At 38.0% G+C, this 24,625-nt stretch carries 21 protein-coding genes; 10 read left to right on the top strand and 11 right to left on the bottom strand.

The features are described from left to right. Window positions 1-29: 29 nt before the first annotated feature. The 3 genes from AC6I5C_RS01370 to AC6I5C_RS01360 all read right to left on the bottom strand — a co-directional run bounded on the left by AC6I5C_RS01370 (window position 30) and on the right by AC6I5C_RS01360 (window position 5,854). On the bottom strand, window positions 30-1,376 hold the full coding sequence (locus AC6I5C_RS01370) for an OmpA family protein (protein WP_497903587.1): 1,347 nt from the start codon (window positions 1,374-1,376) through the stop codon (window positions 30-32). A gap of 123 nt (window positions 1,377-1,499) precedes the next feature. Continuing rightward, window positions 1,500-2,693: a glycine C-acetyltransferase gene (gene kbl / locus AC6I5C_RS01365; protein WP_497903586.1), complete on the bottom strand. Its 1,194-nt coding sequence runs from the start codon at window positions 2,691-2,693 to the stop codon at window positions 1,500-1,502. A gap of 23 nt (window positions 2,694-2,716) precedes the next feature. Continuing rightward, window positions 2,717-5,854 (bottom strand): UvrD-helicase domain-containing protein, encoded by a 3,138-nt coding sequence (locus tag AC6I5C_RS01360; protein ID WP_497903585.1) that lies wholly within the window; start codon window positions 5,852-5,854, stop codon window positions 2,717-2,719. Window positions 5,855-5,975: 121 nt separating this feature from the next. Here AC6I5C_RS01360 and AC6I5C_RS01355 point away from each other — a divergent pair, with 121 nt between their 5' ends. Next, window positions 5,976-6,584, top strand: coding sequence for a superoxide dismutase (locus tag AC6I5C_RS01355; RefSeq protein WP_497903584.1), 609 nt, complete (start codon window positions 5,976-5,978; stop codon window positions 6,582-6,584). A 518-nt stretch (window positions 6,585-7,102) separates the two neighbouring features. On the opposite strand, the gene AC6I5C_RS01350 is transcribed toward AC6I5C_RS01355, so the two are convergent. The 4 genes from AC6I5C_RS01350 to purN all read right to left on the bottom strand — a co-directional run bounded on the left by AC6I5C_RS01350 (window position 7,103) and on the right by purN (window position 11,349). Further along, a complete protein-coding gene (locus AC6I5C_RS01350) occupies window positions 7,103-9,001 on the bottom strand; it encodes an amidophosphoribosyltransferase (RefSeq protein ID WP_497903956.1) in 1,899 nt (632 codons plus the stop codon). 82 nt (window positions 9,002-9,083) lie between these two features. Continuing rightward, entirely contained in the window at window positions 9,084-10,004 is a 921-nt protein-coding gene (locus AC6I5C_RS01345; protein WP_053976733.1) for a PfkB family carbohydrate kinase, read from the bottom strand. 56 nt (window positions 10,005-10,060) lie between these two features. After that, window positions 10,061-10,702 carry a ribonuclease H1 domain-containing protein gene (locus AC6I5C_RS01340; protein WP_053976734.1) on the bottom strand — a complete coding sequence of 214 codons (642 nt, stop codon included), beginning with the start codon at window positions 10,700-10,702 and terminating at the stop codon, window positions 10,061-10,063. A 68-nt stretch (window positions 10,703-10,770) separates the two neighbouring features. After that, window positions 10,771-11,349 carry a phosphoribosylglycinamide formyltransferase gene (gene purN, locus AC6I5C_RS01335; protein WP_053976735.1) on the bottom strand — a complete coding sequence of 193 codons (579 nt, stop codon included), beginning with the start codon at window positions 11,347-11,349 and terminating at the stop codon, window positions 10,771-10,773. Window positions 11,350-11,622: 273 nt separating this feature from the next. Between purN and AC6I5C_RS01330 the strand changes: the two genes are divergently transcribed. From AC6I5C_RS01330 to pyk, 5 genes are all read left to right on the top strand, one after another. Beyond that, on the top strand, window positions 11,623-11,856 hold the full coding sequence (locus tag AC6I5C_RS01330; RefSeq protein WP_009778413.1) for an acyl carrier protein: 234 nt from the start codon (window positions 11,623-11,625) through the stop codon (window positions 11,854-11,856). Window positions 11,857-11,869: 13 nt separating this feature from the next. Beyond that, the gene (fabF, locus tag AC6I5C_RS01325) at window positions 11,870-13,120 is read left to right on the top strand and encodes a beta-ketoacyl-ACP synthase II (RefSeq protein WP_497903583.1); all 1,251 of its coding nucleotides are present in this window, start codon (window positions 11,870-11,872) and stop codon (window positions 13,118-13,120) included. Window positions 13,121-13,127: 7 nt separating this feature from the next. Next, the gene (gene rnc, locus AC6I5C_RS01320) at window positions 13,128-13,874 is read left to right on the top strand and encodes a ribonuclease III (RefSeq protein WP_497903582.1); all 747 of its coding nucleotides are present in this window, start codon (window positions 13,128-13,130) and stop codon (window positions 13,872-13,874) included. A gap of 129 nt (window positions 13,875-14,003) precedes the next feature. Next, on the top strand, window positions 14,004-14,483 hold the full coding sequence (locus tag AC6I5C_RS01315) for an IPExxxVDY family protein (protein ID WP_497903581.1): 480 nt from the start codon (window positions 14,004-14,006) through the stop codon (window positions 14,481-14,483). 3 nt (window positions 14,484-14,486) lie between these two features. Further along, a complete protein-coding gene (gene pyk, locus AC6I5C_RS01310; RefSeq protein ID WP_497903580.1) occupies window positions 14,487-15,932 on the top strand; it encodes a pyruvate kinase in 1,446 nt (481 codons plus the stop codon). 84 nt (window positions 15,933-16,016) lie between these two features. Here pyk and AC6I5C_RS01305 read toward each other — a convergent pair whose 3' ends face one another. Further along, window positions 16,017-17,648 carry an isocitrate lyase gene (locus tag AC6I5C_RS01305; protein WP_497903579.1) on the bottom strand — a complete coding sequence of 544 codons (1,632 nt, stop codon included), beginning with the start codon at window positions 17,646-17,648 and terminating at the stop codon, window positions 16,017-16,019. A gap of 71 nt (window positions 17,649-17,719) precedes the next feature. Continuing rightward, window positions 17,720-19,318, bottom strand: coding sequence for a malate synthase A (gene aceB / locus AC6I5C_RS01300; protein ID WP_497903578.1), 1,599 nt, complete (start codon window positions 19,316-19,318; stop codon window positions 17,720-17,722). A 125-nt stretch (window positions 19,319-19,443) separates the two neighbouring features. Here aceB and AC6I5C_RS01295 point away from each other — a divergent pair, with 125 nt between their 5' ends. Further along, entirely contained in the window at window positions 19,444-20,919 is a 1,476-nt protein-coding gene (locus AC6I5C_RS01295) for a helix-turn-helix domain-containing protein (RefSeq protein WP_497903577.1), read from the top strand. Here the strand turns inward: AC6I5C_RS01295 and dinB are convergent. Then, window positions 20,916-22,028: a DNA polymerase IV gene (dinB, locus tag AC6I5C_RS01290; protein WP_497903576.1), complete on the bottom strand. Its 1,113-nt coding sequence runs from the start codon at window positions 22,026-22,028 to the stop codon at window positions 20,916-20,918. The genes AC6I5C_RS01295 and dinB overlap by 4 nt on opposite strands. Window positions 22,029-22,091: 63 nt before the next feature. Between dinB and AC6I5C_RS01285 the strand changes: the two genes are divergently transcribed. Both AC6I5C_RS01285 and AC6I5C_RS01280 read left to right on the top strand, forming a co-directional pair. Beyond that, window positions 22,092-22,562 (top strand): CYTH domain-containing protein, encoded by a 471-nt coding sequence (locus tag AC6I5C_RS01285; RefSeq protein WP_497903575.1) that lies wholly within the window; start codon window positions 22,092-22,094, stop codon window positions 22,560-22,562. Window positions 22,563-22,583: 21 nt separating this feature from the next. Then, on the top strand, window positions 22,584-23,126 hold the full coding sequence (locus AC6I5C_RS01280) for a YciI family protein (protein ID WP_497903574.1): 543 nt from the start codon (window positions 22,584-22,586) through the stop codon (window positions 23,124-23,126). Window positions 23,127-23,178: 52 nt separating this feature from the next. Here AC6I5C_RS01280 and AC6I5C_RS01275 read toward each other — a convergent pair whose 3' ends face one another. Further along, window positions 23,179-23,589 (bottom strand): heavy-metal-associated domain-containing protein, encoded by a 411-nt coding sequence (locus AC6I5C_RS01275; protein ID WP_497903573.1) that lies wholly within the window; start codon window positions 23,587-23,589, stop codon window positions 23,179-23,181. A gap of 115 nt (window positions 23,590-23,704) precedes the next feature. Between AC6I5C_RS01275 and AC6I5C_RS01270 the strand changes: the two genes are divergently transcribed. Next, window positions 23,705-24,583, top strand: coding sequence for a DMT family transporter (locus AC6I5C_RS01270; protein WP_497903572.1), 879 nt, complete (start codon window positions 23,705-23,707; stop codon window positions 24,581-24,583). Window positions 24,584-24,625 lie beyond the last annotated feature (42 nt).

The following is a 24,625-nucleotide window of genomic DNA, read 5'->3' as shown; positions in this document are numbered from 1 at the left end:
CACTTATTATTTTTAAGGTTTAGAACCTCTTATTTTACTAAGTTAATTTCAACACGTCTGTTGTTAGCTCTACCTGCTTTAGTATCGTTAGTGTCAATTGGGCTAGACTCTCCATATCCTCTAGAAGATAATCTGAACTCATCGATACCGTGATCAACTAAGTAGTCTTTTACAGAAAGTGCTCTAGCTTCAGATAACTTCATGTTTGAATCTTCACGACCTACACTATCAGTGTGACCTTCTACGGTAAACTTAGCGTTAGGATACTCGTTCAAGATTGCGATGATATCTGCAAGTACTTTTTCAGATTCAGCTTTGATAGAAGATTTACCAGTGTCGAACAAGATAGTTTTAGCATAAGCGTTCAATGCTTTTTGCACTTCTTCAGTTACAACTGGACAACCATCGTTAGATGCAGGACCAGCTAAGTCTGGACACTTATCATCTTTATCAGCAACACCGTCACCGTCTCTATCTGGCCAAGGACAACCGTTGTTAGCAGCTGGACCAACTTCGTTAGGACAGTTATCATCTTTATCAGCAACACCGTCACCATCAGCATCTGGACATCCATTTAATTCTTTCAATCCTGGAACTGTTGGACAGTCGTCGTTTTTGTCTGGCACACCGTCACCGTCAGAATCAGGACATCCGTTGAATTCAGCTAAACCAGCTTCGTTTGGACAATCGTCCTCGCTATCTTGGATTCCGTCACCGTCAGTGTCAGGACATCCGTTGAATGCTTCCAATCCAGGAACTTCTGGACAAGCATCATCTTTGTCATAGATTCCGTCACCATCAGTATCTTTACCACCAAATTTGATAGCAATACCTACAGTGTGTTGGAAGTGTGTATCTAAATAATCTTCAAACGCGTGTTTGTAAGCAGATTGTACAGTTAAACCGATGTTTTCAGTAAACCATACGTTAAATCCTAAAGTTCCGTTTAAAGTACCAGCTCCAATTTCATCAACCCAAGTGTAACCACCACCAACTCCAATGAATGGGTTGAAAGTAGAATGTCTTAAGAAGCTGTAAGAGATAGTCCCGTCAAGACCATAGTAAGATAAATCATCAACTGATTGGTCACCGAAGTGTTCTATTTGATTGATAGATCCAGCAGCAGTAAATATAAATCCGCTACCCATGTATCTAGAAACGCTAAGGCTTGATAATGATGGAAGAATGTTGTAGTGATCGCCAACATTGAAATACTCATCAAAATAACCACCAAGAGGCGCATCTTCACCAGTTGGATAGAAATCAACCATGTTTACGCCGATACCTACTGCCCAAGGATTGTCTTCATCTTGAGCATTAGCATTGAAGCCTAATAAAAGCAACGAAGCCAATAATAATCTGCTAAGATTTTTCATATTCGAATAATTTAATTTTAAGTGTTAATTGTAAACAAATGTAAGTTGTTAAAATTTATTAACAAAGACAAATATATAAAAATATTGCTTATTTGCTTCAAAGTATAAGTGTTTGGACTAATTTTAAATAATTTCCAAGGCCTTTCCAACCTTTGTGAAAGCGGCAATTGCTTTGTCCAAATGAGCCTGATTATGAGCAGCTGATAGCTGTACCCTGATACGTGCTTTGTCCTTTGGAACCACTGGGTAAAAGAAGCCAATAACGTAAATCCCTTCCTCTAAAAGCATCTTAGCCATGGTTTGGGATAACTTAGCATCATACAGCATTACAGGTACAATTGCAGAGTCACCATCGATAATGTCAAAGCCTGCAGATTTCATTCCTTTTTTGAAATATTTGGTGTTCCAATCCAGTTTATCTCTAAGTGAAGTGTCTGCGGAAAGCATCTCAAATACCTTAATAGAAGCTCCTACGATGGCCGGTGCCAATGAGTTGGAAAATAAATAAGGTCTAGAGCGTTGACGTAACATTTCGATAACCTCTTTTTTGGCAGTTGTATAACCACCCATAGCGCCTCCTAAGGCTTTTCCAAGGGTTCCGGTAATAATGTCAATACGCCCCATTACGCCTTTTTCTTCCAAGGTACCTCTTCCGGTTTCTCCTATAAAGCCAGCAGCGTGACATTCGTCAATCATTACTAAGGCATCGTATTTATCTGCCAAATCACAAATTTGATCCAAAGGAGCAACGAGTCCATCCATGGAGAATACCCCATCCGTTACAATAATTTTGAAACGGGCGCCATTTTCATTGGCAGCGATCAACTGTTTCTCTAAATCGGCCATATCGTTATTTTGGTAACGATATCTTGCCGCTTTACACAAACGTACACCATCAATAATGGAAGCGTGATTCAGTGAATCTGAGATAATGGCATCTTCAGCGCCTAATAATGGTTCAAAAACTCCTCCATTGGCATCGAAAGCTGCAGCGTAAAGGATGGTGTCTTCAGTGCCGTAGTATTCAGCAATTTTGGCTTCCAAAGTTTTGTGGATATCCTGTGTCCCACAAATAAACCTCACGGATGACATTCCAAAGCCATGTGTGTCCATAGCGTCCTTGGCTGCTTGGATGACTTCTGGATGGTCCGATAGTCCTAGATAGTTATTGGCGCAAAAATTTAAAACGGTTTGCCCCGTGTTTAAAGTAATTTCTGCATTTTGAGGTGAAGTAATGATGCGTTCTTCTTTAAATAATCCCGCATCTTTTATGTCTTGTAGTTCTTGCTGTAAGTGCTCCTTAATTTTTCCGTACATGATAATTTCAATTTACTGCAAAGTTAAAATTCTTTTATATGAATATCATCATTGACGTAGACAAGAATTTTGTGAGCAACCTTGAGGCCCATATCTTCCAATACTGTTTGGTAACCTTCTAGCTGTTTGAGATGGGAAGTGGTTTCCGTTCCGGTTTTATAATCGATGATGGTAACTTCTTTTTGGGAATTGATGACCACTCTATCTGGTCTTACAATGTCACCATGTTTTGTAATAATGTCCCTTTCGTTATAAATTTCCAAATCTGAATTGAAGAATGGTTTTAGGGAACTATGGTTAATGATTTTCAGAATTAATGGTTTTAATTCTTCGTGTTGTTTTGAACTCAGTTTTCCTGTATCAAGGAATTGTCTAAGAGCAAAATCTACATCCTGATCAGAATGTACCAAGGCCATAATATCATGCACCAAATTCCCTTTCTCGATGGCTCTTTCTTGTTCGGTTTCCCAAAGTAATCCCGCTTTTGTAAGAATCCTTAAGCTGTGATCTTCTTTTGGGGTGGAAATAAAGGCTTCTTGAATGAGGTTGGGTTCAGCCAATTCTATTTTTTTAGATTGTCTTTGTGGCGTTCCAAAGGTGTATTCTAGAGTTGTTTCTTGCCAAAGTTGTTCCTTTGCCAGATATTGCGTTAATATACCGGCATATGTTTTATTGTTAAAGTTTCCTTTGGAGTCGGCATCCTTTTTTGAAATTATATAAAGTTGTTCAATGGGTCTTGTGCAAGCCACGTAGAGCAGGTTGATGTTGTCCAATTCCAATTGAGCCTGTTGTACTTCGTAGAGCATTTGGCCTATCTCGCCAAAGTGTTCAATATCCTTTCCGTAGTTAAGTAGTGCATAGTCGAATCCGTGAAAATCTTCCGGTGTTAAAGGAAACCAAACCTTTGGGTCTATTTGCCTATATATATCCATGTCCGCATAAGGGAAAATCACGACAGGAAATTCCAACCCTTTAGATTTGTGGATGGTCATAATCCGTACTGCATTTTGACCTTCGGGAGAGATGATGCTCAATTGATCTTGCTTGTTTTCGAAATAGGAAATAAATCCAGCAAGGTCATAGGTGTGCTTTTGGGAATATTCCAAAACCAAATCCAAGTAAAACTGAATATAGGCATTGGAGGTATCTGTGAGTTGAAAGCTTCTTATGACAATTTCTACTAAATCATAGATTGGCAGAAGCAAGAGCGCAGAACTGTCAAGGAAAATCCCATATTCTGAAAGGCTTTGAATGAATTCTTTCAGTTCCAAAGGAATGTGTTTCTTGAAAAAAGCATGCTTATCTTCAAGATTCAATTTTTCGGATAGAAAATTTAATACGTCGACCTTTAACTCGTTGTTTTTTGGCTGTATCAAGAGTTTTAAAAAGGCATTGGTAAAGGCAACTTCAGGAGCATTTTTAATCAATAAGGTTTCCGAAGAGACAATATCGATGCCTTTTTCATTTAAAAAATCGGCTATAGCAACACCTTCTTTGCCTTTTCTTACCAACACACAAATGTCTTTGGCTTCAAAACCATTGTCCATGCAGGCTAAAATGCTTTCATATGTTTTTTGACAATAAAGTTCGTCCCTGTCATCATCCTTGGAAATTTCCAAAAAGGAAAGGTTCACATATCCCTGATCCTTGGAAAAGGTGTTTTGGGAAGCGGTTTGGTAAAGCGATTGATAGGTTGGATGGTTAAAGGTGTGCTCCGAGATAAAATCAAATAGATTGTTGTTGAATTCAACAATGGTTTGAAAACTACGGTAATTGGTAGGGAGGTTTTCCACCTTTTTCTCCACCTGGAATGGATTGACGTCTGTGAACAAATCAATAAACTGTTCTGCTTCACCACCTCGCCAACGATAAATAGCCTGTTTGGCATCCCCTACTAACATGGCCGTTCCACTTTCCGACGCCAAGGTGTTGTTAAGTAACGGAATGAGATTTTGCCATTGCAATGCGGAGGTATCCTGAAACTCATCGATGAAATAATGGCGAAATTTTTCCCCAAGGCGCTCATAAATAAAAGGGGAAGGTAAGCCTTTGATTTCGTTATGGATAATGTTGTTAAATTCCGAAATCAATAGTTTGTTCTGTTCCTTTTGAATAGTTGTGAGTTCGTGTTGTATGGCATTGAGCACCGAAAGAGGTGTGCTGTTTTTGTATATGGCCTTTGCAAATCTAGATTGATAAAAGGCGTTTTTTATATTGTTGTAGTGTTCTATGAGTTGGGGCTGAATGGCATCAATTGTGGAAGCAACATTCTCGGTTACTTTTTTAGGGTATAAACGCTCGCCCTCCACGAATCCTTTTTCCCATTGTGTGGAACCAAAGTCGTATTTAAAGTTGCTGTCTGTAGCTTTAATAAAAAACTTAGGGAGGCTTCCTCTTGTGAAATCACCATGTTCCAAACCACTTTCATCAATCAATTCCAAGGCAGCTTCCGCTTCTGTTTTAATAGAGTTGTCTAGGTTGGAACTTTTTTTGATCAATTCCTTTTTTATGCTTGTAAAATCTTGCAAGGATTTGTCCTTGAAGGTTTTTACAAAAGGCAATTCATTTTCATTGATTAATAATTTGGCAATCTTGTTAAAATCGAATGAAATGTCCCAACTTTTATCGTCATCTGCCTTTTCAATGGCGAAATCTACCAAAACCTTAGTAAGTTCTTTGTTGGTGCCAGCTTTTGAAATAAGACTGTCAACAGCTTCGTTCAATAAAGTGTTTTGGTCCAGTTCTACTTCAAAGTTTAAAGGGAGTTTTAAATCGTGTGCAAAAGTCCTTATGAGTTTATGGGTAAAGCCGTCTATAGTAGAAATGTCAAAACTGGCGTAATTGTGTACAATGGCATTTAGGATGCGCTTGGATTTGTCATGAAGTTCTTTCGGGGACAATTTGGCTTCCATGCAAAGCTCTTCAAACATACTATTGCCTTGATCCAAAATCTCGGGTTTTGCAAATAATTGCAAGGTGTTTATAATACGTTCCTTCATCTCTCCAACTGCTTTGTTGGTAAACGTGATGGCCAAGATATGCTTAAACTGTTTTGGGTGTGTGGAGGTAACTAGAATTTTCAGGTAATCTTTAACTAGAGTATATGTTTTTCCACTTCCGGCAGAGGCATTATAGATTGAAAATGGGCTCAGGTTTTGCATACAACGAATTTTTGACAAGATAGAAACTATCAATCATTTCATAGCTATTTAATATTTTTAATTGCGCTGTATTATGTGTAAATTTGGATGAAATTAATATTAATCAAATAAAACAAATATTATGGCTTTCGAATTACCGAAATTAAAATATGCATACGATGCTTTGGAACCACACATCGATGCGCGTACTATGGAAATACATCATACAAAACATCATAACGGCTATACCACCAACTTGAATAACGCTATTGCAGGAACTGATTTGGAAGGAAAAACGATAGAAAATATCCTTACCAATTTAGATATGGACAATACCGCTGTAAGAAACAATGGTGGAGGATTTTACAACCACAATTTATTTTGGGAGGTTATGAATCCTGAAGGAAAAGGAGTTTTGTCTGGAGAATTAAAAGACGCTATCGAAACTGCATTTGGTTCGGAAGAGGCCTTCAAGGATGCGTTCAGTAAAGCTGCGGCAACTAGATTTGGATCCGGATGGGCATGGTTGTGTGTTCACAAAGGAGGAAAAGTAGAAGTTTGTTCTACGCCTAACCAGGACAACCCATTAATGCCTGGAATTGGTTGCGAAGGAACCCCTATTTTAGGATTGGATGTTTGGGAGCACGCTTACTATTTACACTACCAAAACAGAAGACCAGATTATATCAACGCATTTTTCAACCTTATTAACTGGAATGAAGTTGAGCGTAGGTATGCTGAAGCAAAATAATTTTAGTATAGCTAAATTTATAAAGGCAAGCCAAAAGGCTTGCTTTTTTTATGTCATGTATTTTTAAGAAGCTATGACAAATAAAAAAGGTGAACATTAGTTCACCTTTTTTGCCCCAAATCTACCATAAACTTAACCTACTTATGTTATGGTATTGACAAATATATAAGGTCTTAATTTTAACATTTAAATTTTTTAGATTAAAGACCCATAAATCGGTTTAAGCGGTAAAAAGCGATTTTATTTTGATATGTTATGGAATCCCTGAAAGTTATTTGTTCGACGAAATGCAGTCTGAAATAGAGGTGATTAGGTGTAGAATTGACCGAAAATAAAAAAAGGTGAACTGTTGTTCACCTTTTTTTGCCCCAAATCTACCATGAACTTAACCTACTTATGTTATGGTGATGCTAAAGTATACGTAATTTGCTTAACTGTTGATAATTATTAGATGAAATGCATTTAAATTAGATAAAAAGTCGTTTTATCGGATAAAGTGCTCTAAAATATCAAAGCTGTTAATAAGCTCTTTCTTTGTTTCCTTCAAAGAAATTGATGAACGCTCTGTTAACCACTCGGTTACCTCCAGCTGTTGGATAGTCTCCTGTGAAATACCAATCTCCTAAGTTCTTCGGACATGCAGTATGCAAATTATCCACTGTTTGGAAGATGGCTTTAACCTCGGCGTTAATGCTGTCATCACATATCAATTCAGAAATTTTATCAGATATTTCATCATCTGTAAATTGATCGTAAAGCTCTTTTACAAAGTTTTGAACATCTTTGTCTTCTAAGTCCACCTGCTCTTTACATTTGTGGTAAACGTCCTCAACCATATGGTATTTGTCATTTTCTTTTAGCAATTCCAACATGGCTCTAAAAGCAATTAGGTCTTCAAGTCTTGCCATGTCAATACCATAACAATCAGGATATCTAATTTGTGGAGCGGAGGATACAACAACAATTTTCTTAGGATGTAAACGGTCCATCATTTTAATGATACTCTTTTTCAAAGTGGTTCCACGAACAATACTGTCGTCGATAATTACCAAATTGTCCTGTGGTTTAATAACCCCGTAAGTGGCATCATAAACGTGTGCAACCAAATCATCTCTACTACTGTCTTCAGTAATGAAGGTTCTTAATTTAACGTCCTTGATGGCAATTTTTTCAATTCTTGGTCTTTCTGATAAAATTTCAGTCACATGTTCTGCAGAAAGTTTACCGCCTCCGTCAAGAATGGCTTTTGTTTTCTTTTCGTTAAGGTGTTTTTCAATAGATTCAATCATTCCGAAAAATGATGTTTCCGCAGTATTTGGAATAAAGGAGAATACCGTATTTTTAGTATCGTTCTCTATTGTTTCAAGAACTTTTGGCATTAAAAGTTTACCAAGGGTCTTGCGCTCTTGGTATATTTCTGCATCACTTCCTCTTGAAAAATAGATGCGTTCAAAAGAACAAGCTTTACGCTCTAATGGCTCAAGAATCTTTTTGATGGAAACTTCTCCAGATTTTTTGGTGATGATGGCATGACCCGGATCCAATTCAATTACTTTATCAAAATCCACATTGAATACGGTTTGGATTACTGGACGTTCGGAAGCTACTACCACAACTTCATCATCCTTGTAGTAATAAGCTGGTCTAATACCTGCTGGATCACGTAAAACGAAGGAATCTCCGTGACCTAACAAACCGGCCATAGCGTAACCTCCATCCCAATTCTTGGCGGCTCTTTTTAATATTTTAGCTACGTTTAAACGTTCTGCAATAATTGGAGAACATTCTCTTTTGCTGTAACCTTCTGCTTTAAGTTGTTTGTATTTTTTAGAAACGGCATCATCCAAAAAGTGACCAATCTTTTCCATGATGGTAATGGTGTCTGCCTTTTCTTTTGGATGCTGACCCAAACGAACCAATCCATCAAACAATTGGTTTACATTGGTCATGTTGAAGTTACCTGCAACAATAAGGTTTCTGTGCATCCAGTTGTTTTGTCTTAAAAATGGGTGAACGCTTTCTACACTGTTCTTTCCAAAAGTTCCATAGCGAACATGTCCTAAAAGCAATTCGCCTACATAAGGAATATGACGCTTTTGAAGCTCTACATCGTCGGCATATTCTGGATTCTCGCTCAATTCCTTGTTGATTCTGGAATTGATTTGAGCAAAAATATCCTGTATTGGCTGTTGGGCAATAGACCGCACACGACTTATATAGCGCTCTCCTGGCTCTGTATCTAATTTAATGCTGGCAAAACCGGCGCCGTCCTGACCACGGTTGTGTTGTTTTTCCATCATCAAATACATTTTGTTAACGCCATAAAAAGCACTTCCATACTTTTCTTTATAGAATTCCAATGGTTTTAAAAGTCTAATAAGTGCGATTCCGCATTCATGTTTTAAAGCATCACTCATAATGTCTGTTGTCAAGGTTTCTGCCGAAGCAGGATAATTGTTTAATTAAAAACGCACTCGTATAAGAGCGCGTTGTATTATGCTAGTTAATTTTAAACTGCGTTAAATTTTCAAATTGCTGTATGCGTTTATGGATTTCATTGGATGATAAATCCTGCATTCGCTCGGTTCCAAATCTTTCAACACTGAAAGATGCCATGGCGGACCCATAAATGACCGCATTTTTCATGTTCTCAAAAGACAAGTCTTTGGATTTTGCCAAATATCCAGCAAAACCCCCTGCAAAGGTGTCGCCTGCGCCTGTTGGATCAAAAACTTGCTCCAATGGTAACGCGGGAGCTGCAAACATATGTTCTTCATGGAACAGCAAAGCGCCGTGTTCACCTTTTTTAATTACCACATATTTAGGACCCATTTCATGGATTTTTTTAGCAGCAGTTAATAAAGAGTGTTCTCCTGTCAGCTGTTTGGCCTCTTCGTCGTTGATGGTAATCACATCGATGCGCTTGATGACGTTTAAAAGATCTTCCAAGGCATGGTCCATCCAAAAGTTCATAGTGTCTAAAATGGCCAATTTTGGGGTGTTCACCATTTGGTCCAAGACGCTAGATTGTACGATAGGGTGTAAATTTCCTAACATTACAATTTCAGAATCTCTATATTTTTCAGGAACCACTGGGTTGAAATCTGCCAAAACGTTCAGTTCGGTTACCAAGGTGTCTCGGGAATTCATATTGTTGTGGTAGCGGCCACTCCAAAAGAATGTTTTGCCGTGTTCCACTATTTCAATCCCAGAGATATCTAAACGTCTGTTGGATAAAAGGTTCAAGTAGTCTTGTGGAAAATCGCCTCCAACTACAGATACAATTGAGGCGTCTACATTAAATTCTGAAGCTGCCAATCCTATAAAGGTTGCGGCACCTCCAAGAATTTTATCGGTTTTTCCGAAAGGGGTTTCAATAGCATCGAATGCTACCGTTCCAACAATAACTAACTTGCTCATAAAGAGGTTTCAAAATTTTGTGCAAATATAGTGTTTTACGCTCTAAATTACGAATATTATTTTCTTCCAAAATCTGCTGGAATTTCACCCCAAGCTTTGGTTTCCCATTTAACAATGGTGGTGGTATAGTCGTTATTTTTTAGCCAACTTACAGCGCGGTCTACAAGTTCAAAAAGTGCCTTGTTTTTCTCATTGCGAGGAAGCTTGGTATTGCAGGTTTTTTTCTTCACCCAGCTCATGGCGGTTTTAGAATCGGTGTAGATAATGCGGTTACTATTGTTTTTTTTGAGCATTGCCAAGCCGTGTACAATAGCGAGGAACTCACCAATATTATTGGTGCCTTCAGGGAAGGGGCCTTGAATGAAGAGTTGTTTTTTGGTCTTGGTGTCCACGCCGCGGTATTCCATAATGCCTGGGTTGCCACTTGAGGCAGCATCCACCGAAATGGAATTGTAATTTGGTTGTCCTATCTTTTGGAGTTCTGCAGGAGAAAGCGTGCTTTTAAAGGTTTTGGGCTGTCCGATAAAATCTTTGTAATTCCCTTTGAAGGCAGCTTTTGCGGCCTCAAAAGTGGGGAAAGATTTATAAAGAGCTCCTTGATAATCCTTTATTTGGGCTTTGCAGTCATTCCAATTGTCGAACACACCGGTGTTATGGCCCTTCCAAACGGTGTAGTATTTTTGCTTTTTCTTGGCCATTTATACCTTAATATATAATAGTAAATTTTAGTAGTAGTAAACGGTGTCTCTTTTAAAAGGGAAAACAGTTATTTTAAATGTTCTTCCGTTAGGAGTTTTTCAACCACAACAGGAAAATGTTTCATCTCCAAATCGTGAATTTTTTTGGCAACATCATTTGCATTATCCAAAGTGTCTACAAAACAACTGTCTTGGAAAATGATGGCTCCCTCGTCATAGTTTTCATTAACGTAGTGGATTGTAATTCCTGTTTGCAGTTCTTTGTTGGCTACAACCGCTTCGTGCACATGCATGCCATACATGCCTTTTCCTCCATATTTAGGTAGTAGGGCGGGATGGATGTTGATAACTTTGTTTGGGAACTCATGTAGGATATTTTCCGGGAACTTCCATAAAAAGCCTGCCAATACAATCAAGTCTGGTTTGGAGGCTTTGAGAATATTTAAAACATCATCCGTTTTATAAAGGGAAACTCTGTTGAACGAAAGGGCGCTCACTTCTAGTTTTTTGCAGCGATCCAAGACTGTGGCTTGCGGATTGTTGGTCAAAACTTGAACTACCGAAGCTGTTTTTGATTTCGAAAAATACTTGATTAAATTCTCGGCATTGCTGCCACTGCCCGATGCAAATATGACAATACGTTTCATGTTTCAGTCTTCTATTTTGGATATTACGTTGAAAATAACAGTAGGGTTGCGCGCGCTTCCTTAGGTATTGGTGTTTTGTTCTTTATAATGTTTTAACAGCGCCCCTAAAAACCTAAACAAAAAAAAGAATAATATTTCACAATAAGAAGCGTAAAATGAAAATACTTAGATGAGAATTTAGTAATTTTAGAAACACATTTTTAAAGTAAAGGTGTGTTATAAGAATAAAGTTTTTTATTTTTGCCAACTAATTAAAACTTAAAATTAAAGATTATGTCAGACATTGCATCAAGAGTAAAAGCGATTATCGTAGACAAATTAGGTGTTGATGAAAACGAAGTGGTTGCTGAAGCAAGCTTCACTAACGATTTAGGCGCAGATTCATTGGACACTGTAGAATTAATTATGGAGTTCGAAAAAGAATTCGATATTCAAATTCCAGACGATCAAGCTGAGAACATTGCAACAGTTGGTCAAGCTATTTCATACATAGAAGAAGCAAAATAATTAAAAACAATTTATGGAATTAAGGCGAGTAGTAGTTACAGGTCTGGGTGCTTTGACCCCTATAGGCAATACCAAGGATGAATATTGGGAAGGCCTTGTGAGTGGAAAAAGCGGTGCAGCACCTTTAACATATTTTGATGCTGAAAAATTCAAAACCAAATTTGCTTGCGAGTTAAAAAACTTCAACGCTACCGATTTTATCGATAGAAAAGAGGCTCGTAAAATGGACCGTTTCACCCAATATGCAATGGTAGCTTCAGACGAGGCAATCGCCGATGCAAAATTGGATTTGGACGCCATTAACAAATTACGTGTAGGAGTTATTTGGGGAGCAGGAATTGGAGGTTTGGAGACCTTTCAGGATGAAGTGCTAAACTTTGCTTCTGGAGACGGTACCCCAAGGTTTAATCCGTTCTTTATTCCTAAAATGATTGCAGACATTGCACCTGGTAACATTTCCATCAAAAATGGATTTATGGGGCCAAACTACACAACGGTTTCTGCCTGTGCCTCTTCTGCAAATGCTATGATCGATGCTTTAAACTATATTAGATTGGGGCATTGTGATGTAGTAGTAACAGGAGGAAGCGAAGCGGCCGTAACCATTGCAGGTATGGGAGGATTTAACGCAATGCATGCCTTGTCCACAAGAAACGAGAGTCCGGAAACGGCCTCAAGGCCTTTTGATGCCACCAGAGATGGTTTTGTTTTAGGAGAAGGAGCAGGCGCTATTATCCTTGAAGAATATGAGCATGCCAAAGCAAGAGGCGCCAAAATATATGCTGAACTTTTAGGAGGCGGGTTGTCATCAGATGCCTATCATATGACAGCGCCACATCCAGACGGTATTGGTGTAATTGCGGTAATGAAAAATTGTTTGGAGAATGCAGGAATTGCTCCTGAAGAAGTTGATCATATCAACACTCACGGAACATCAACGCCTTTAGGGGATGTTGCGGAGCTTAAGGCAATTTCTGAAGTTTTTGGTGATCACGCCAAAAACATCAATATTAATTCTACCAAATCCATGACAGGTCACTTGTTGGGAGCTGCCGGAGCTATCGAAGCAATTGCTTCTATTTTGGCGATGGAGCACGGTATTGTACCGCCAACGATCAATCATGAGGTTGTAGATGAAAATATTGACCCATCATTGAATTTAACATTGAACAAAGCTCAAAAGCGCGACATTAAGGTTGCCATGAGCAATACCTTTGGCTTTGGAGGACACAATGCTTGTGTCTTATTCAAAAAATTAGATTAATTCCCGAATGAATTACATTCGTAACATATTAAATTCCCGTTCTAAAAATGACGGGAATTTTTTTTTACAACTGAAAAGTATTCTAGGGTTTAGGCCAAAGGATAAAAGCTTGTATGTTAAGGCATTTACCCATCGTTCCATGAATTTAAGGGACAAAAAGGGGAACCCAATCAATTACGAGCGCTTGGAGTTTGTTGGCGATGCTATGTTAAGTGCTGTTGTAGCATCTTACCTATTTAGTGAAGTGCCCCAAGGAGATGAAGGCTATCTTACCAAGATGCGCTCCAAGGTAGTAAGCCGTGAGCATTTAAATGAACTTGGAAAGGAGCTAAAGCTTATTGATTTGGTGGAAAGTAAAATTGCCAAATCCAACTTTGGGAACAATATTCACGGAAACCTTTTTGAGGCTTTAGTTGGAGCCATATTTTTAGACCGTGGGTATAAATACTGCGAACGATTTATTTATGATCGTGTCATAAATCCCCATGTAGACATTGAAACATTAGAAGGAAAGGTCATCAGCTATAAAAGTTTGTTGATTGAATGGTGCCAAAAGGAAAAGAAAACCTTCGATTACAATGTATACGAAGATACCGGTAACGACAACTTAAAACACTTTTCTGTAAAATTGTCCATAGACAATAAGGTGGTGGCAAAGGCGAGGGCCACATCCAAGAAAAAGGCTGAGGAAAAAGCTTCCAAAAGAGCCTTCTTTGCCTATCAAAATAAAATCTCAAAGTTTTTTAACGAATAGCCATAATATTGCAATAAATTATAATTAACTATAACGTTTTCGTTGGGTTTTGGAAGAAGATTAACGGAAACTTCATTTTTAAATTATTTTAATATAGTATATTTACACCATCAATATTTTGATGGGAGCATGGCTTTGCATAAATTACTTGTTGACGATTTTTATGATGCCTCTTTTTCACTTTTAGCCATTCATTGTAGGTTGGAAGATTACAGATTGGCTTACCTGCTGAATTCCTACTTAGATATCAAATTGAAGCGTAAACCCCAAGATTTGGATTATAAATATTTTGCGGCTACTTACGCTATTTATGAATGGGATAATGAACAGAAGTACATGACTTGGAATTTAATTTCCAATGTATGTAAAAAAGAAGAAGACAGTTTGCAAAGCTCTGGGTCGCTTTTTGATGCTCAGGAAAAGGTGTTGAAAACCTATAATTTGATTCCTGAACTAAAAAATGTTGATTATTTAGTAAAGATAACAGACGAGAATGAACAGTTTAATGAAAAATTGGCTCTCGAAAAAATACAGTCTATACCACAGGTTATTACGGCCTACAGTGTAGATACCGAACAATTGAAATCTAAAGATTATTTAATTTTTTAATTAATGCAACAAAGAAAGAAAACTAAAATAGTTGCCACTTTAGGTCCTGCAACCAGTACTAAGGAAGTATTGAAAGGGATGATGGAAGAAGGTGTTAACGTGTTCCGAATTAACTTTTCTCACGCAGATTATAATGATGTGGCAGAACGCATCAGAATGATCCGAGAGCTGAATGAAGAATTTGGATTTAACACAGCCATATTGGCGGATCTTCAAGGGCCAAAACTTCGCGTTGGAGTTATGAAAGGTGAAGTGGTAGTGAATGAAGGAGACGAGATCATTTTTGCGACTGGAGAGCGCTTTGAAGGAACCAAAGAGCGTGTTTACATGACTTATGAGAAATTCCCTCAAGATGCCAAACCTGGAGAGCGAATTTTGTTGGATGACGGGAAGCTGATCTTTGAAGTTGTATCTACAAATAACGAAACCGAAGTTAAGGCTAGGGTAATTCAAGGAGGGCCTTTGAAGTCTAAAAAAGGGGTTAACCTTCCTAACACAAACATCTCGCAGCCTGCTCTTACAGAAAAGGATATTGAAGATGCTATTTTCGCTATTGGTCAAAATGTAGATTGGATTGCATTGTCTTTTGTGCGCCACGCTGAAGATTTAATGCAACTTCAAGAGCTGATCAAAGAACACAGCGAATATAAAATTCCAATTGTAGCCAAAATTGAAAAGCCAGAGGCCGTAGAAAATATCGATAAGATTGTGGCTTACTGTGATGGATTAATGGTAGCTCGTGGAGATTTGGGTGTGGAAATTCCTGCTCAGGAAGTTCCTCTAATTCAGAAGCAATTGGTATTACGTGCTAAAAAAGCTAGGATTCCAGTAATTATTGCTACCCAAATGATGGAAACTATGATTTCCAGTTTAACGCCAACCCGTGCCGAGGTAAACGACGTTGCCAACTCGGTAATGGATGGTGCCGATGCGGTAATGCTTTCTGGAGAAACATCTGTTGGGTCGTATCCTGTTCAGGTAATTAGAACTATGTCTAACATTATTCGTAGTGTGGAAGATTCTCATTTAATCCAAGTGCCACAATCGCCACCTCACATTCGTACAAAGCGCTACATTACAAAGTCAATTTGTTACCACGCTGCCAATATGGCTAACGAAATCAATGCTAAAGCTATTTCTACATTGACAAACAGTGGTTATACAGCATTCCAGATTTCGGCTTGGAGACCAAAATCACATATCTTGGTGTTTACCTCTAACAAGCGTATTCTAACTCAACTTAGTTTACTTTGGGGTGTGAATGCATTCTATTATGACAGGTTTGTAAGTACCGATGAAACCATCGAAGATGTGAACGCCATTGCTTGTGAAAAAGGCTATTTAACCGAAGGGGATATGTTGGTAAGTTTGGCCGCTATGCCTATTCAGGAAAAAGGAATGGTAAATACGTTGAGGGTTACCGAAATTACAAGTTGTAATATTAAATAAAAGATTGGTCAAAAATTGATCAAAAAGGCGTCTTGAAATTATCGAGACGCCTTTCTTTTTATTTGAAATGTGTAAACTGAAAAACTATGCTGTCAATGGGAGCTTCTTAATAGTTTTATTTTCATTCTTATTACTTTCAAATTGATGAGAAGTATTTTTCTTGCCGCTTGCTTTTAAGGCCTGTTCGCCAGAAAAGAACGTCTTATGGTCATCACCTAAGTCCGAACCTGCCATTCTTTGATGCTTTACACAGGAAACACCTTTTCGAATTTCTTGTCGCTGCACCTTTTTAACGTAAGCCAACATGCCATCTTCTCCGAAATAGTTTTCCGATAAATCATTCATATGGAGAGCTGTGGTGTGGTATGTTGGAAGGGTAATTAAATGGTGAAAAACCCCTGCCTCATTTGAGGCATCTTTTTGAAACGATTTTATTTTATCATCTGCTATATAAGATAGTTCTGAGTTATCATATTTTATATCCATTAAATTATCCTTGTCATAAAAGGACATATCTTTTCCAGATGAAAGCATTTCTTCGTACGCCTGTTTTCTAAAATTCAAGGTCCAGTTAAAGGAAGGAGAATTATTATAAACCAATTTGGCATTGGGAACAACAGCTTTTACTCGGTTAACCATGTGGGCAATTTGTTTTAGGTTTGGTGTTGGGGTTTCTATCCAAAGCAAATCTGCTCCATTTTGAAGGCTTGTTATACAATCTAAAACCACCCTATCAATATTTGTGTGTTCTCTGAATTTATAAAGCCCATTTGGAAGCCTAACAGGTTTTACTAGTTTACCACCACGTTTAAAGAGGACATCATCTTCTTTGGCATTAATAATACTAGTTTCTTCAGCTTCAATAAAGGCTAGATATTGCGAAGCTAAATCACCGGGCTCTTTGTTAACCGGTAATTTTTGTGTTAGACCAGCACCTTCTGAATCTGTTCTGGCTACGATAATGCCATCTTCAACACCTAATTCAAGGAACGCATACCTCACCGCATTAAGTTTGGCTATAAAATCCTCATGAGGAACGGTAACTTTACCATCTTGGTGGCCGCATTGTTTGGCGTCGGATACTTGGTTTTCAATTTGAATAGCGCAAGCTCCGGCTTGGATCATTTGTTTTGCCAAGAGGTAAGTGGCTTCTTCATTTCCAAAACCAGCATCGATATCGGCAATGATGGGGACGATGTGTGTTTCAAAATTGTCAATCTGTTCTTGGACATCTTCACCGTTTTCCAATCTTCTAAACAAATCATTAAGCTCTATGGCATCCGCTTGACGTAAAAACTGATAGATTTCATGAATCAATTTTGGCACTGCTGTTTTTTCATGCATGGATTGGTCTGGTAATGGTCCAAATTCTGAGCGCAAGGCGGCTACCATCCAGCCCGATAGATAAAGGTATTTCTTGTTAGTGGTTTTATGGTGCTTCTTGATGGCGATCATTTTTTGCTGGGCAATAAAACCGTGCCAACAGCCAAGAGACTGGGTGTAATTTGAAGAATCAGCGTCGTATTCTGCCATGTCCTTTCTCATGATGCTAGCCGTGTATTTGGCTATGTCCAAACCTGTTTTAAAAGGATTTTGCGCAATCATTCTAGCTGCATTTTCTGAGCTAATTGATTTCCAGGATTCACCGTATTTTTCTTTTAGATTTTTTACAGTGTGTAAGGCCGAGCAGTAATTGCTTTGTTGTAGATTTTTCATAATTTTGTTATACGTTATTTTTATTAATAATTAGATCCTGTTGATTGTTGCCGCAATCGCAGGATTGTTTTTTATAGGTACTTGTATGCAGGAATCGTTAAAAATTCTTCAAATTCTTCAGAAAGTACCAAGCCGTTGAATAGGCTAATGGCTTGTTTAAGCTTCGAATCCTTAATATTATTTCCGCTTAGTTCTGTGATGATTTTTTCTACTTCATCATCAAATATTTCTGAATAAAGGTTTTTGGAAAAGGCTCTTCCGTCTTCAAGGATTACTTCGTTTTTAAGCCATTGCCAAACCTGGGTTCTCGATATTTCTGCAGTGGCCGCATCTTCCATTAGATTGTAGAGGGCCACTGCTCCGTAACCCCTTAGCCATGCTTCTAAATAGAGTATGCCAACATTTATGTTTTTACGTATTCCAGCCTCTGTAACGGTACCTTGAGTCTGTGCAACCAAATCCATTTCTGTGATTTTAACATCGTCTCTCTTTAAGTGTATTTGGTTAGGGGTAGGCATATATTTGTCGAATTCGTCCATAGCAACGCGTACCAAATCAGGGTGTGCAACCCATGTGCCATCATGCCCGTTTTTAGCTTCACGCTCCTTATCCTTTCGCACTTTTTCCAAAGCGAAATTGTTAGTTGTTGGGTTGTTTTTAATGGGGATTTGAGCAGCCATTCCGCCAATGGCATGAATGCCGCGTTTGTGGCAACGCTGAATCACCAATTTAGAATAGGCCTCCATAAATGGTGTGGTCATGGTGACTTGATCTCTGTTTGGGACATTGAATTCAGTATGATTTCTGAATTTTTTGATATATGAAAATATGTAATCCCAACGGCCACAATTGAGGCCTACAATATGGTCTTTTAGTTCGTATATAATTTCATCCAATTGGAAACTAGCTGTGATTGTTTCAATTAAAACGGTGGCTTTAAATGTACCGTTGGGAATGTTAAGGTACTCTTGTGCAAACATAAATATCTCGTTCCACCAACGCGCCTCAAGGTAATGCTCTAATTTTGGTAAATAGAAGTAGGGGGCAGTGTTGTTTTTTAGAAGTGTTTTCGCGTTATGAAAAACATACAGACCAAAATCCACTAAACTTGCGGAGACCTCAACATTGTTTAATAATAAGTGTCGTTCATTTAAATGTAGACCACGAGGCCTCACCAATAGGACAGCAGGATTGTCGTTTAGTGAATAGGTTTTTCCTTTCGTATGGTCTATTAGGCTAATGGTTCTTTTATTGGCATCAATTAGGTTTTGTTGGCCTTGCATGCAGTTTTGCCAAGTAGGGGCATTACTGTCCTCAAAATCGGCCATAAAGGTTTTGGCTCCGGAGTTTAAGGCGTTAATAATCATTTTTCTGTCCACAGGTCCTGTAATTTCAACACGTCTATCTTGAAGGTCAATTGGGATTTCTCCAGCTGTCCATTGGCTTTCTCTAATGGTTTTGGTTTCCTCAGGAAACTTTGGAAGGTCTCCTTTGTCAAACAGCTGTTGTTGTATTTTTCGATCGTTAAGTAACTCCAGTCGCCTAGAATTAAATTGATCATGAAGCAGGGCAATAAACTTTAAGGCTTCCTTGGTTAAAATTTCAGGGTAATAGTTTTGAACGCTACTCTCCAATTTGATTTTTGACGTTTTTAAAATTGTATTTTCCATGTTTTCAGAATTTTACAATACAATATTAGAATAAAGATTTTTAAAAAACAAGCGAACGTTCGCTAAAAATGTATTTTCGCTTTTTTAGTTTGATTCGCAAATTTTGTTATTTTTGTTAATGTAGTATGGAACAAGATTATATAAAACTCATATTTGGGCTTAAGCTGAAGCAAATTAGAACAGATAAGAATTTATCCTTATTTGGATTGTCCAAGCTTACGGGACTGTCAAAATCTTATTTAAATGAAATAGAAAAGGGCAAAAAATACCCCAAGCCAGACAAAATTGCCGTATTATCTGAAAAATTGGATGTGCCGTATGACCAAATGGTTTCCTTAAAGCTTGACAAAAATTTGGCGCCCATTGGAGAGTTGCTGCAGTCAAAAATTTTAAAGGAAATTCCCTTGGATCTTTTTGGAATAAAGGAGAGTAACCTTATTGATATTGTGGCCAATGCACCGGCCAAAGTGAATGCATTTGTGAGCACTATTATTGAGATTGCAAAACATTACAATTTTAGTAGGGAGAGTTTTTTTCTGGCTTCAGTACGCTCTTTTCAGGAGGCCAATAACAACTATTTTGAGGATTTAGAACACGGCGTTTTAAGGTTTGCAAAATCTTATCAAGTGGATTTAACAATGCCAATTTCGTCCAAAGAGTTAGAGGAAATTTTAGTTGAAGAATATGGATATAGCATTAATGAAAATGAATTGGGCAAACATGAAGCCTTAGGTAATTTAAGGTCTGTTTTTGTACCCAAAAGTAAAACATTGCTCTTGGCAAATGGTATTGATGAGCCACAACGCACCTTTATTTTTGCTAAAGAGATTGCCTATAATTATTTGGAAATTAATGATAGGTTGTACACTTTTCCTTGGATAAAATTTAAAAGTTTCGATCAGGTACTTAATAACTTTTATGCGTCCTATTTTGCAGGTGCTTTGATTCTTCCAAAAGCTCAACTTTCAACGAAATTAGAAACACTCTTTGAACAAGACACTTTTGATACCAGTTTGTTTTTGAAAACAATGGAAAGTTTTAATGCCTCGCCAGAGTCCTTTTATCAACGGTTGACAAATATTTTGCCTAAATCATTCAATATACAAGACCTGTTTTTTTTAAGGTTTACACATAGGGCTAATAGCGACAAATTTTACTTGAAAAAGGAGCTGCACTTAGCACATCAACATTCGCCAAGGGCCAACGAAACCAATGAGCATTATTGTAGGCGTTGGGTGGCGCTAAAAGTTTTGGAGGATATTAGCAAGAGTAATAAGGACCATGAATTTGATATTCAAATTTCTAATTATGTTAGTGATGACATGAAGTATTTGGTATTGTCGTCTGCTACGCGTGATCCATTTCGAGACCATCAATACAGAAGTATTACCATTGGTTTGCTCATTAATAAGCAGTTGGAACGGAAGCTAAACTTTTTAAATGACGATAGAATTAAAACACAAGAAGTTGGGGTAACTTGCGAGCGCTGTTCTATCATGGATTGTAAGGTAAGGCAGGTTTCTGCCTTAGCTTTGGAAAAGGCCTATAAAAACAAAAAAATAGAGAATATTGTAGAAACCTTGAACGATAAATTTTCTTAAAAATCAAATTTCAATTGTACACTTACAGTGCTTTCTTCGTCTTTGATTTTGTCTTTATCCTTGTGTTTTTCAGTGTTTAAATTGGAAATGGAAATTCCCAATAGCCTTACGGAATTGTCAAGTTTTTCTTGGTACAAGAGGTCCTTTGCAGTTTCAAGAATGATACTTTTATCACTTATGAAATAGGGCAAAGTTTTGCTTCGGGTTTGTAGGGTGAAATCGGAGTATTTTATTTTTAAAGTCACTGTTTTTCCAGCCACTTTGCTTTTGGTCAATCGTTTGGAAACTTCCTCTGCAATATGCTCAAGTTTTTCAAGCATGAATATTTCCGAAGATAGATTTTCACTGAATGTGCGTTCTGCAGCCAAAGACTTTCTAATACGGTTGGGCTTGACTTCACTTGTATGGATTCCCCTAACTACATTATAATAGTAGCGCCCCGATTTTCCAAAGTGATCATCCAAATACTCCATAGATTTGGATTTCAAATCCTTTCCTGTGAAAATCCCCAATTGGTACATTTTTTCGGCCGTCACTTTCCCCACGCCGTAAAATTTCCGAATATCCAAGGCTTCGAGAAAATCCAAGACCTCTTCTGGTCCAACCGTTTTTTGTCCGTTCGGCTTGTTGTAATCACTGGCAACTTTGGCAACAAATTTATTGATAGAAATCCCTGCGGAAGCTGTTAAGCCTATCTCATCAAAAATGCGCTGTCTGATTTCCCTGGCAATCATGGAAGCACTGTAAAGTCCCTTTTTGTTGGTGGTAACATCCAAATAGGCTTCGTCAAGGGATAGGGGTTCTACCAAATCGGTGTAATCGTAAAAGATTTTCCTGATTCTTTTGGAGATTTCTGTGTAGCGTTCAAAATTAGGGCGGATAAAAATTAGTTCCGGGCATAGGCGTTTGGCCTGAATGCCGCTCATGGCACTTTTCACGCCAAACTTCCGCGCTTCATAACTAGCGGCACTTACTACGCCACGTTTACTGCTGCCTCCAACCGCAATGGCTTTACCTTTCAGCTCAGGATTATCCATTTGTTCCACAGAGGCATAGAAGGCGTCCATGTCTACATGTATAATCTTTCTTATTGGTAAATCACTTTGCATGCCGTAAATTTAGGCATTAAATGCCTTTTAATAATTGGTTTTTAAAAGGAGAAAGAAAGGTTTATGATAGAAATAGAACGTAAATTTTTAGTGTCCTCGGAAGCGTTTAAAACTGAAGCAACCAGTAGCAAGCAGATTGTTCAGGGGTTTTTGAATACGGATAAAGAACGTACAGTTAGAGTGAGGATTTCAGGTGATAAAGGTATCCTGACGGTAAAAGGGAAGAGCACTGAAAATGGATTGAGCAGATTTGAATGGGAAACCATAATCGATAAGGCAGAAGCTGAAGCTTTGTTGCAGATTTGTGAGCCCGGTGTCATCAATAAAACACGCTATGAAATCCCAATGGGAAACCATTTGTTTGAAGTAGATGAATTTCATGATGAAAACGAAGGTTTAATAGTTGCTGAAGTTGAATTGAATGCTGTAGATGAAGACTTTTTGAAGCCTGCATGGTTAGGAGAAGAGGTGACTGGAAAAGTGGAATATTATAATTCCCATTTAAGTAAATCGCCTTATAAAACTTGGAAATAGAATGACGTAAAATCAGAGTTGATGAAAAAAATAATAGTAATGATCTTCGTTTTTGGGATGTTGTTTGCTTGTAAAGACAACTCCAAAGGACATGAGGAGTCCAATATTGAAACTACCGTAGAAGCTGTTGTAGATTCCATTGTGGTTCAAGAAGAGACGCCTGTCGAGAAAAAAATATCAGTTAGGGCTCTTAAGGATTCATTGACCTCAAAAGGATTTCAAACCTTCGAATATGTGGATGCCAAGACCAAAGATACGGTGTTGATGCAACAATATTTTATAGTTTTTTTAAAGAAAGGAGCAGTTAGAAATCAAAATGAAGAGGAAGCAGCATTGCTTCAGGAGGAACATCTTAAACATCTAGGGAAAATGTACGAGCTGGGTTATGCAGATATCTCAGGACCTTTTGGAGATGATGGGGATATAAGAGGGATTACTATTTATAATGTGCCAACAATAGAGATAGCAGATAGTTTGGCTAATTCGGACCCTATGGTAAAAGCAGGCAGATTAGAGATTGAGGTTCATCCATGGTGGGCCGCCAAAGGATTTCAGCTTAGATAATAAAAAAGCCGCTTGATATTAGCGGCTTTTTTTATGTGTTCAATAGTGAAAATTAGTGAGCACTTGCAGTGGAAGTTTCAGTGAAAGCTTCTACGGTTTTCATATCGCTCACTTTGTACATGGTTCCTGTTTTTGTAACGGTTTCTTCCAAAGAAGTTGGTGTTACCTTTGCTTCGTCATATTCAACCATAGCCAATTTTTTGTCAAAATCAACAGTGGCAGATTTTACACCTTCCATTTTAGAAATGTTCTTTTCAATGGTTTTGGCACATCCAATGGCACAGGTCATTCCTTCAATGCTGAATTCGGCTTTAGCGTAAGTTGCATTAGGATCCAATTGCTTTGCTTCTTCTGCATGAGATTCAATTGCAACGGTCTTAACTTCAGGAGCAGAATTGTCCTTGCATGCCACATTGCTTAATGTTAATGCGCCAACAGCCAAAATAGTAAAGATAGATTTCATAGTTTTTCGTTTGTGCCCCTAGGGAGGGACTGTATGTTAATGTAAGACAAATCTAATAATTATTGATGTTTCCTGCAGAATAATTAACGAATTTTGTGATTTTCAAATAAGAAGCATGGAAAGAATCAATATTAAATGGATTTACCTCGTTGTTCTGTCATTGATTTGGGGGAGTTCTTTTATACTTATTAAGAAATCTTTGTTGGGCTTGACACCTTGGCAATTGGGGGCTTTGAGGACGATTATTACTGGGTTGTTCCTTTTTACTGTGGGAGTGAAGCATTTAAAAGAAGTAAAAGCTAGACAATGGTTGTGGATTTCCATTTCTGGTTTTTTAGGTTCCTTCTTTCCTGCGTTTTTGTTTGCCATAGCCGAAACCGAAATTGATAGTGCGGTAACTTCTGTGCTGAATTCTTTAGTGCCTTTGAATACCTTGCTGATGGGGATGGCGGTATTCAAAATAGGTTCCACCAAACGACAATTGTTAGGTGTAATCATTGGCTTTATTGGGACCTGTTTGCTTATTTTAAAAGGTGCAGCCCTGAATCCGGAACAGAATTATTTATATGCAGGGTTTGTGTTGTTGGCCACGGTAATGTACGCAAGTAATGTAAACATTATTAAAAGATATCTGCAAGATGTAAAGCCTTTGGCAATTGCTACTGGAAATTATGTGGCGATTATTGTGCCTGCGATATTGGTGTTGGTTTGGTCTGGATTTTTTACTGAAACTACTTTTACAAATCCAGAGTTTAAAATGTCCTTGGTGTATGTGACGATTTTGTCCTTTTTTGGGACCGCATTGGCAAAGGTGCTGTACACTACTTTGGTACAGATTTCAACCCCTGTATTTGCTTCTTCGGTAACCTATTTAATGCCTGTGGTGGCCTTAATGTGGGGTGTATTGGATGGAGAGTCTTTCAGTGTGTTGCAGGGATTAGCTACCGCTATAGTGCTGCTTGGAGTCTATCTTTCGCATAGAAGGAATCGTTGATAAAAGAAAAGGGCAAAACGATATGTTTTGCCCTTTTGTATT

It is taken from the genome of Mangrovimonas sp. sgz306409, from assembly GCF_059735265.1.
This window is presented reverse-complemented; position numbering and strand designations above follow the sequence as displayed.

Coding starts and splice junctions, on each gene's coding strand:
- aceB (WP_497903578.1), bottom strand. CDS start 19,318: ATGGAAAATACAATTTTAAAAACGTCAAAAATCAAATTGGAGAGTAGC.
- AC6I5C_RS01275 (WP_497903573.1), bottom strand. CDS start 23,589: ATGAAATCTATCTTTACTATTTTGGCTGTTGGCGCATTAACATTAAGC.
- AC6I5C_RS01330 (WP_009778413.1), top strand. CDS start 11,623: ATGTCAGACATTGCATCAAGAGTAAAAGCGATTATCGTAGACAAATTA.
- AC6I5C_RS01370 (WP_497903587.1), bottom strand. CDS start 1,376: ATGAAAAATCTTAGCAGATTATTATTGGCTTCGTTGCTTTTATTAGGC.
- AC6I5C_RS01305 (WP_497903579.1), bottom strand. CDS start 17,648: ATGAAAAATCTACAACAAAGCAATTACTGCTCGGCCTTACACACTGTA.
- AC6I5C_RS01285 (WP_497903575.1), top strand. CDS start 22,092: ATGATAGAAATAGAACGTAAATTTTTAGTGTCCTCGGAAGCGTTTAAA.
- rnc (WP_497903582.1), top strand. CDS start 13,128: ATGAATTACATTCGTAACATATTAAATTCCCGTTCTAAAAATGACGGG.
- pyk (WP_497903580.1), top strand. CDS start 14,487: ATGCAACAAAGAAAGAAAACTAAAATAGTTGCCACTTTAGGTCCTGCA.
- AC6I5C_RS01315 (WP_497903581.1), top strand. CDS start 14,004: ATGGCTTTGCATAAATTACTTGTTGACGATTTTTATGATGCCTCTTTT.
- AC6I5C_RS01360 (WP_497903585.1), bottom strand. CDS start 5,854: ATGCAAAACCTGAGCCCATTTTCAATCTATAATGCCTCTGCCGGAAGT.
- AC6I5C_RS01280 (WP_497903574.1), top strand. CDS start 22,584: ATGAAAAAAATAATAGTAATGATCTTCGTTTTTGGGATGTTGTTTGCT.
- AC6I5C_RS01345 (WP_053976733.1), bottom strand. CDS start 10,004: ATGAGCAAGTTAGTTATTGTTGGAACGGTAGCATTCGATGCTATTGAA.
- purN (WP_053976735.1), bottom strand. CDS start 11,349: ATGAAACGTATTGTCATATTTGCATCGGGCAGTGGCAGCAATGCCGAG.
- AC6I5C_RS01270 (WP_497903572.1), top strand. CDS start 23,705: ATGGAAAGAATCAATATTAAATGGATTTACCTCGTTGTTCTGTCATTG.
- AC6I5C_RS01295 (WP_497903577.1), top strand. CDS start 19,444: ATGGAACAAGATTATATAAAACTCATATTTGGGCTTAAGCTGAAGCAA.
- dinB (WP_497903576.1), bottom strand. CDS start 22,028: ATGCAAAGTGATTTACCAATAAGAAAGATTATACATGTAGACATGGAC.
- AC6I5C_RS01340 (WP_053976734.1), bottom strand. CDS start 10,702: ATGGCCAAGAAAAAGCAAAAATACTACACCGTTTGGAAGGGCCATAAC.
- kbl (WP_497903586.1), bottom strand. CDS start 2,693: ATGTACGGAAAAATTAAGGAGCACTTACAGCAAGAACTACAAGACATA.
- AC6I5C_RS01350 (WP_497903956.1), bottom strand. CDS start 9,001: ATGAGTGATGCTTTAAAACATGAATGCGGAATCGCACTTATTAGACTT.
- AC6I5C_RS01355 (WP_497903584.1), top strand. CDS start 5,976: ATGGCTTTCGAATTACCGAAATTAAAATATGCATACGATGCTTTGGAA.
- fabF (WP_497903583.1), top strand. CDS start 11,870: ATGGAATTAAGGCGAGTAGTAGTTACAGGTCTGGGTGCTTTGACCCCT.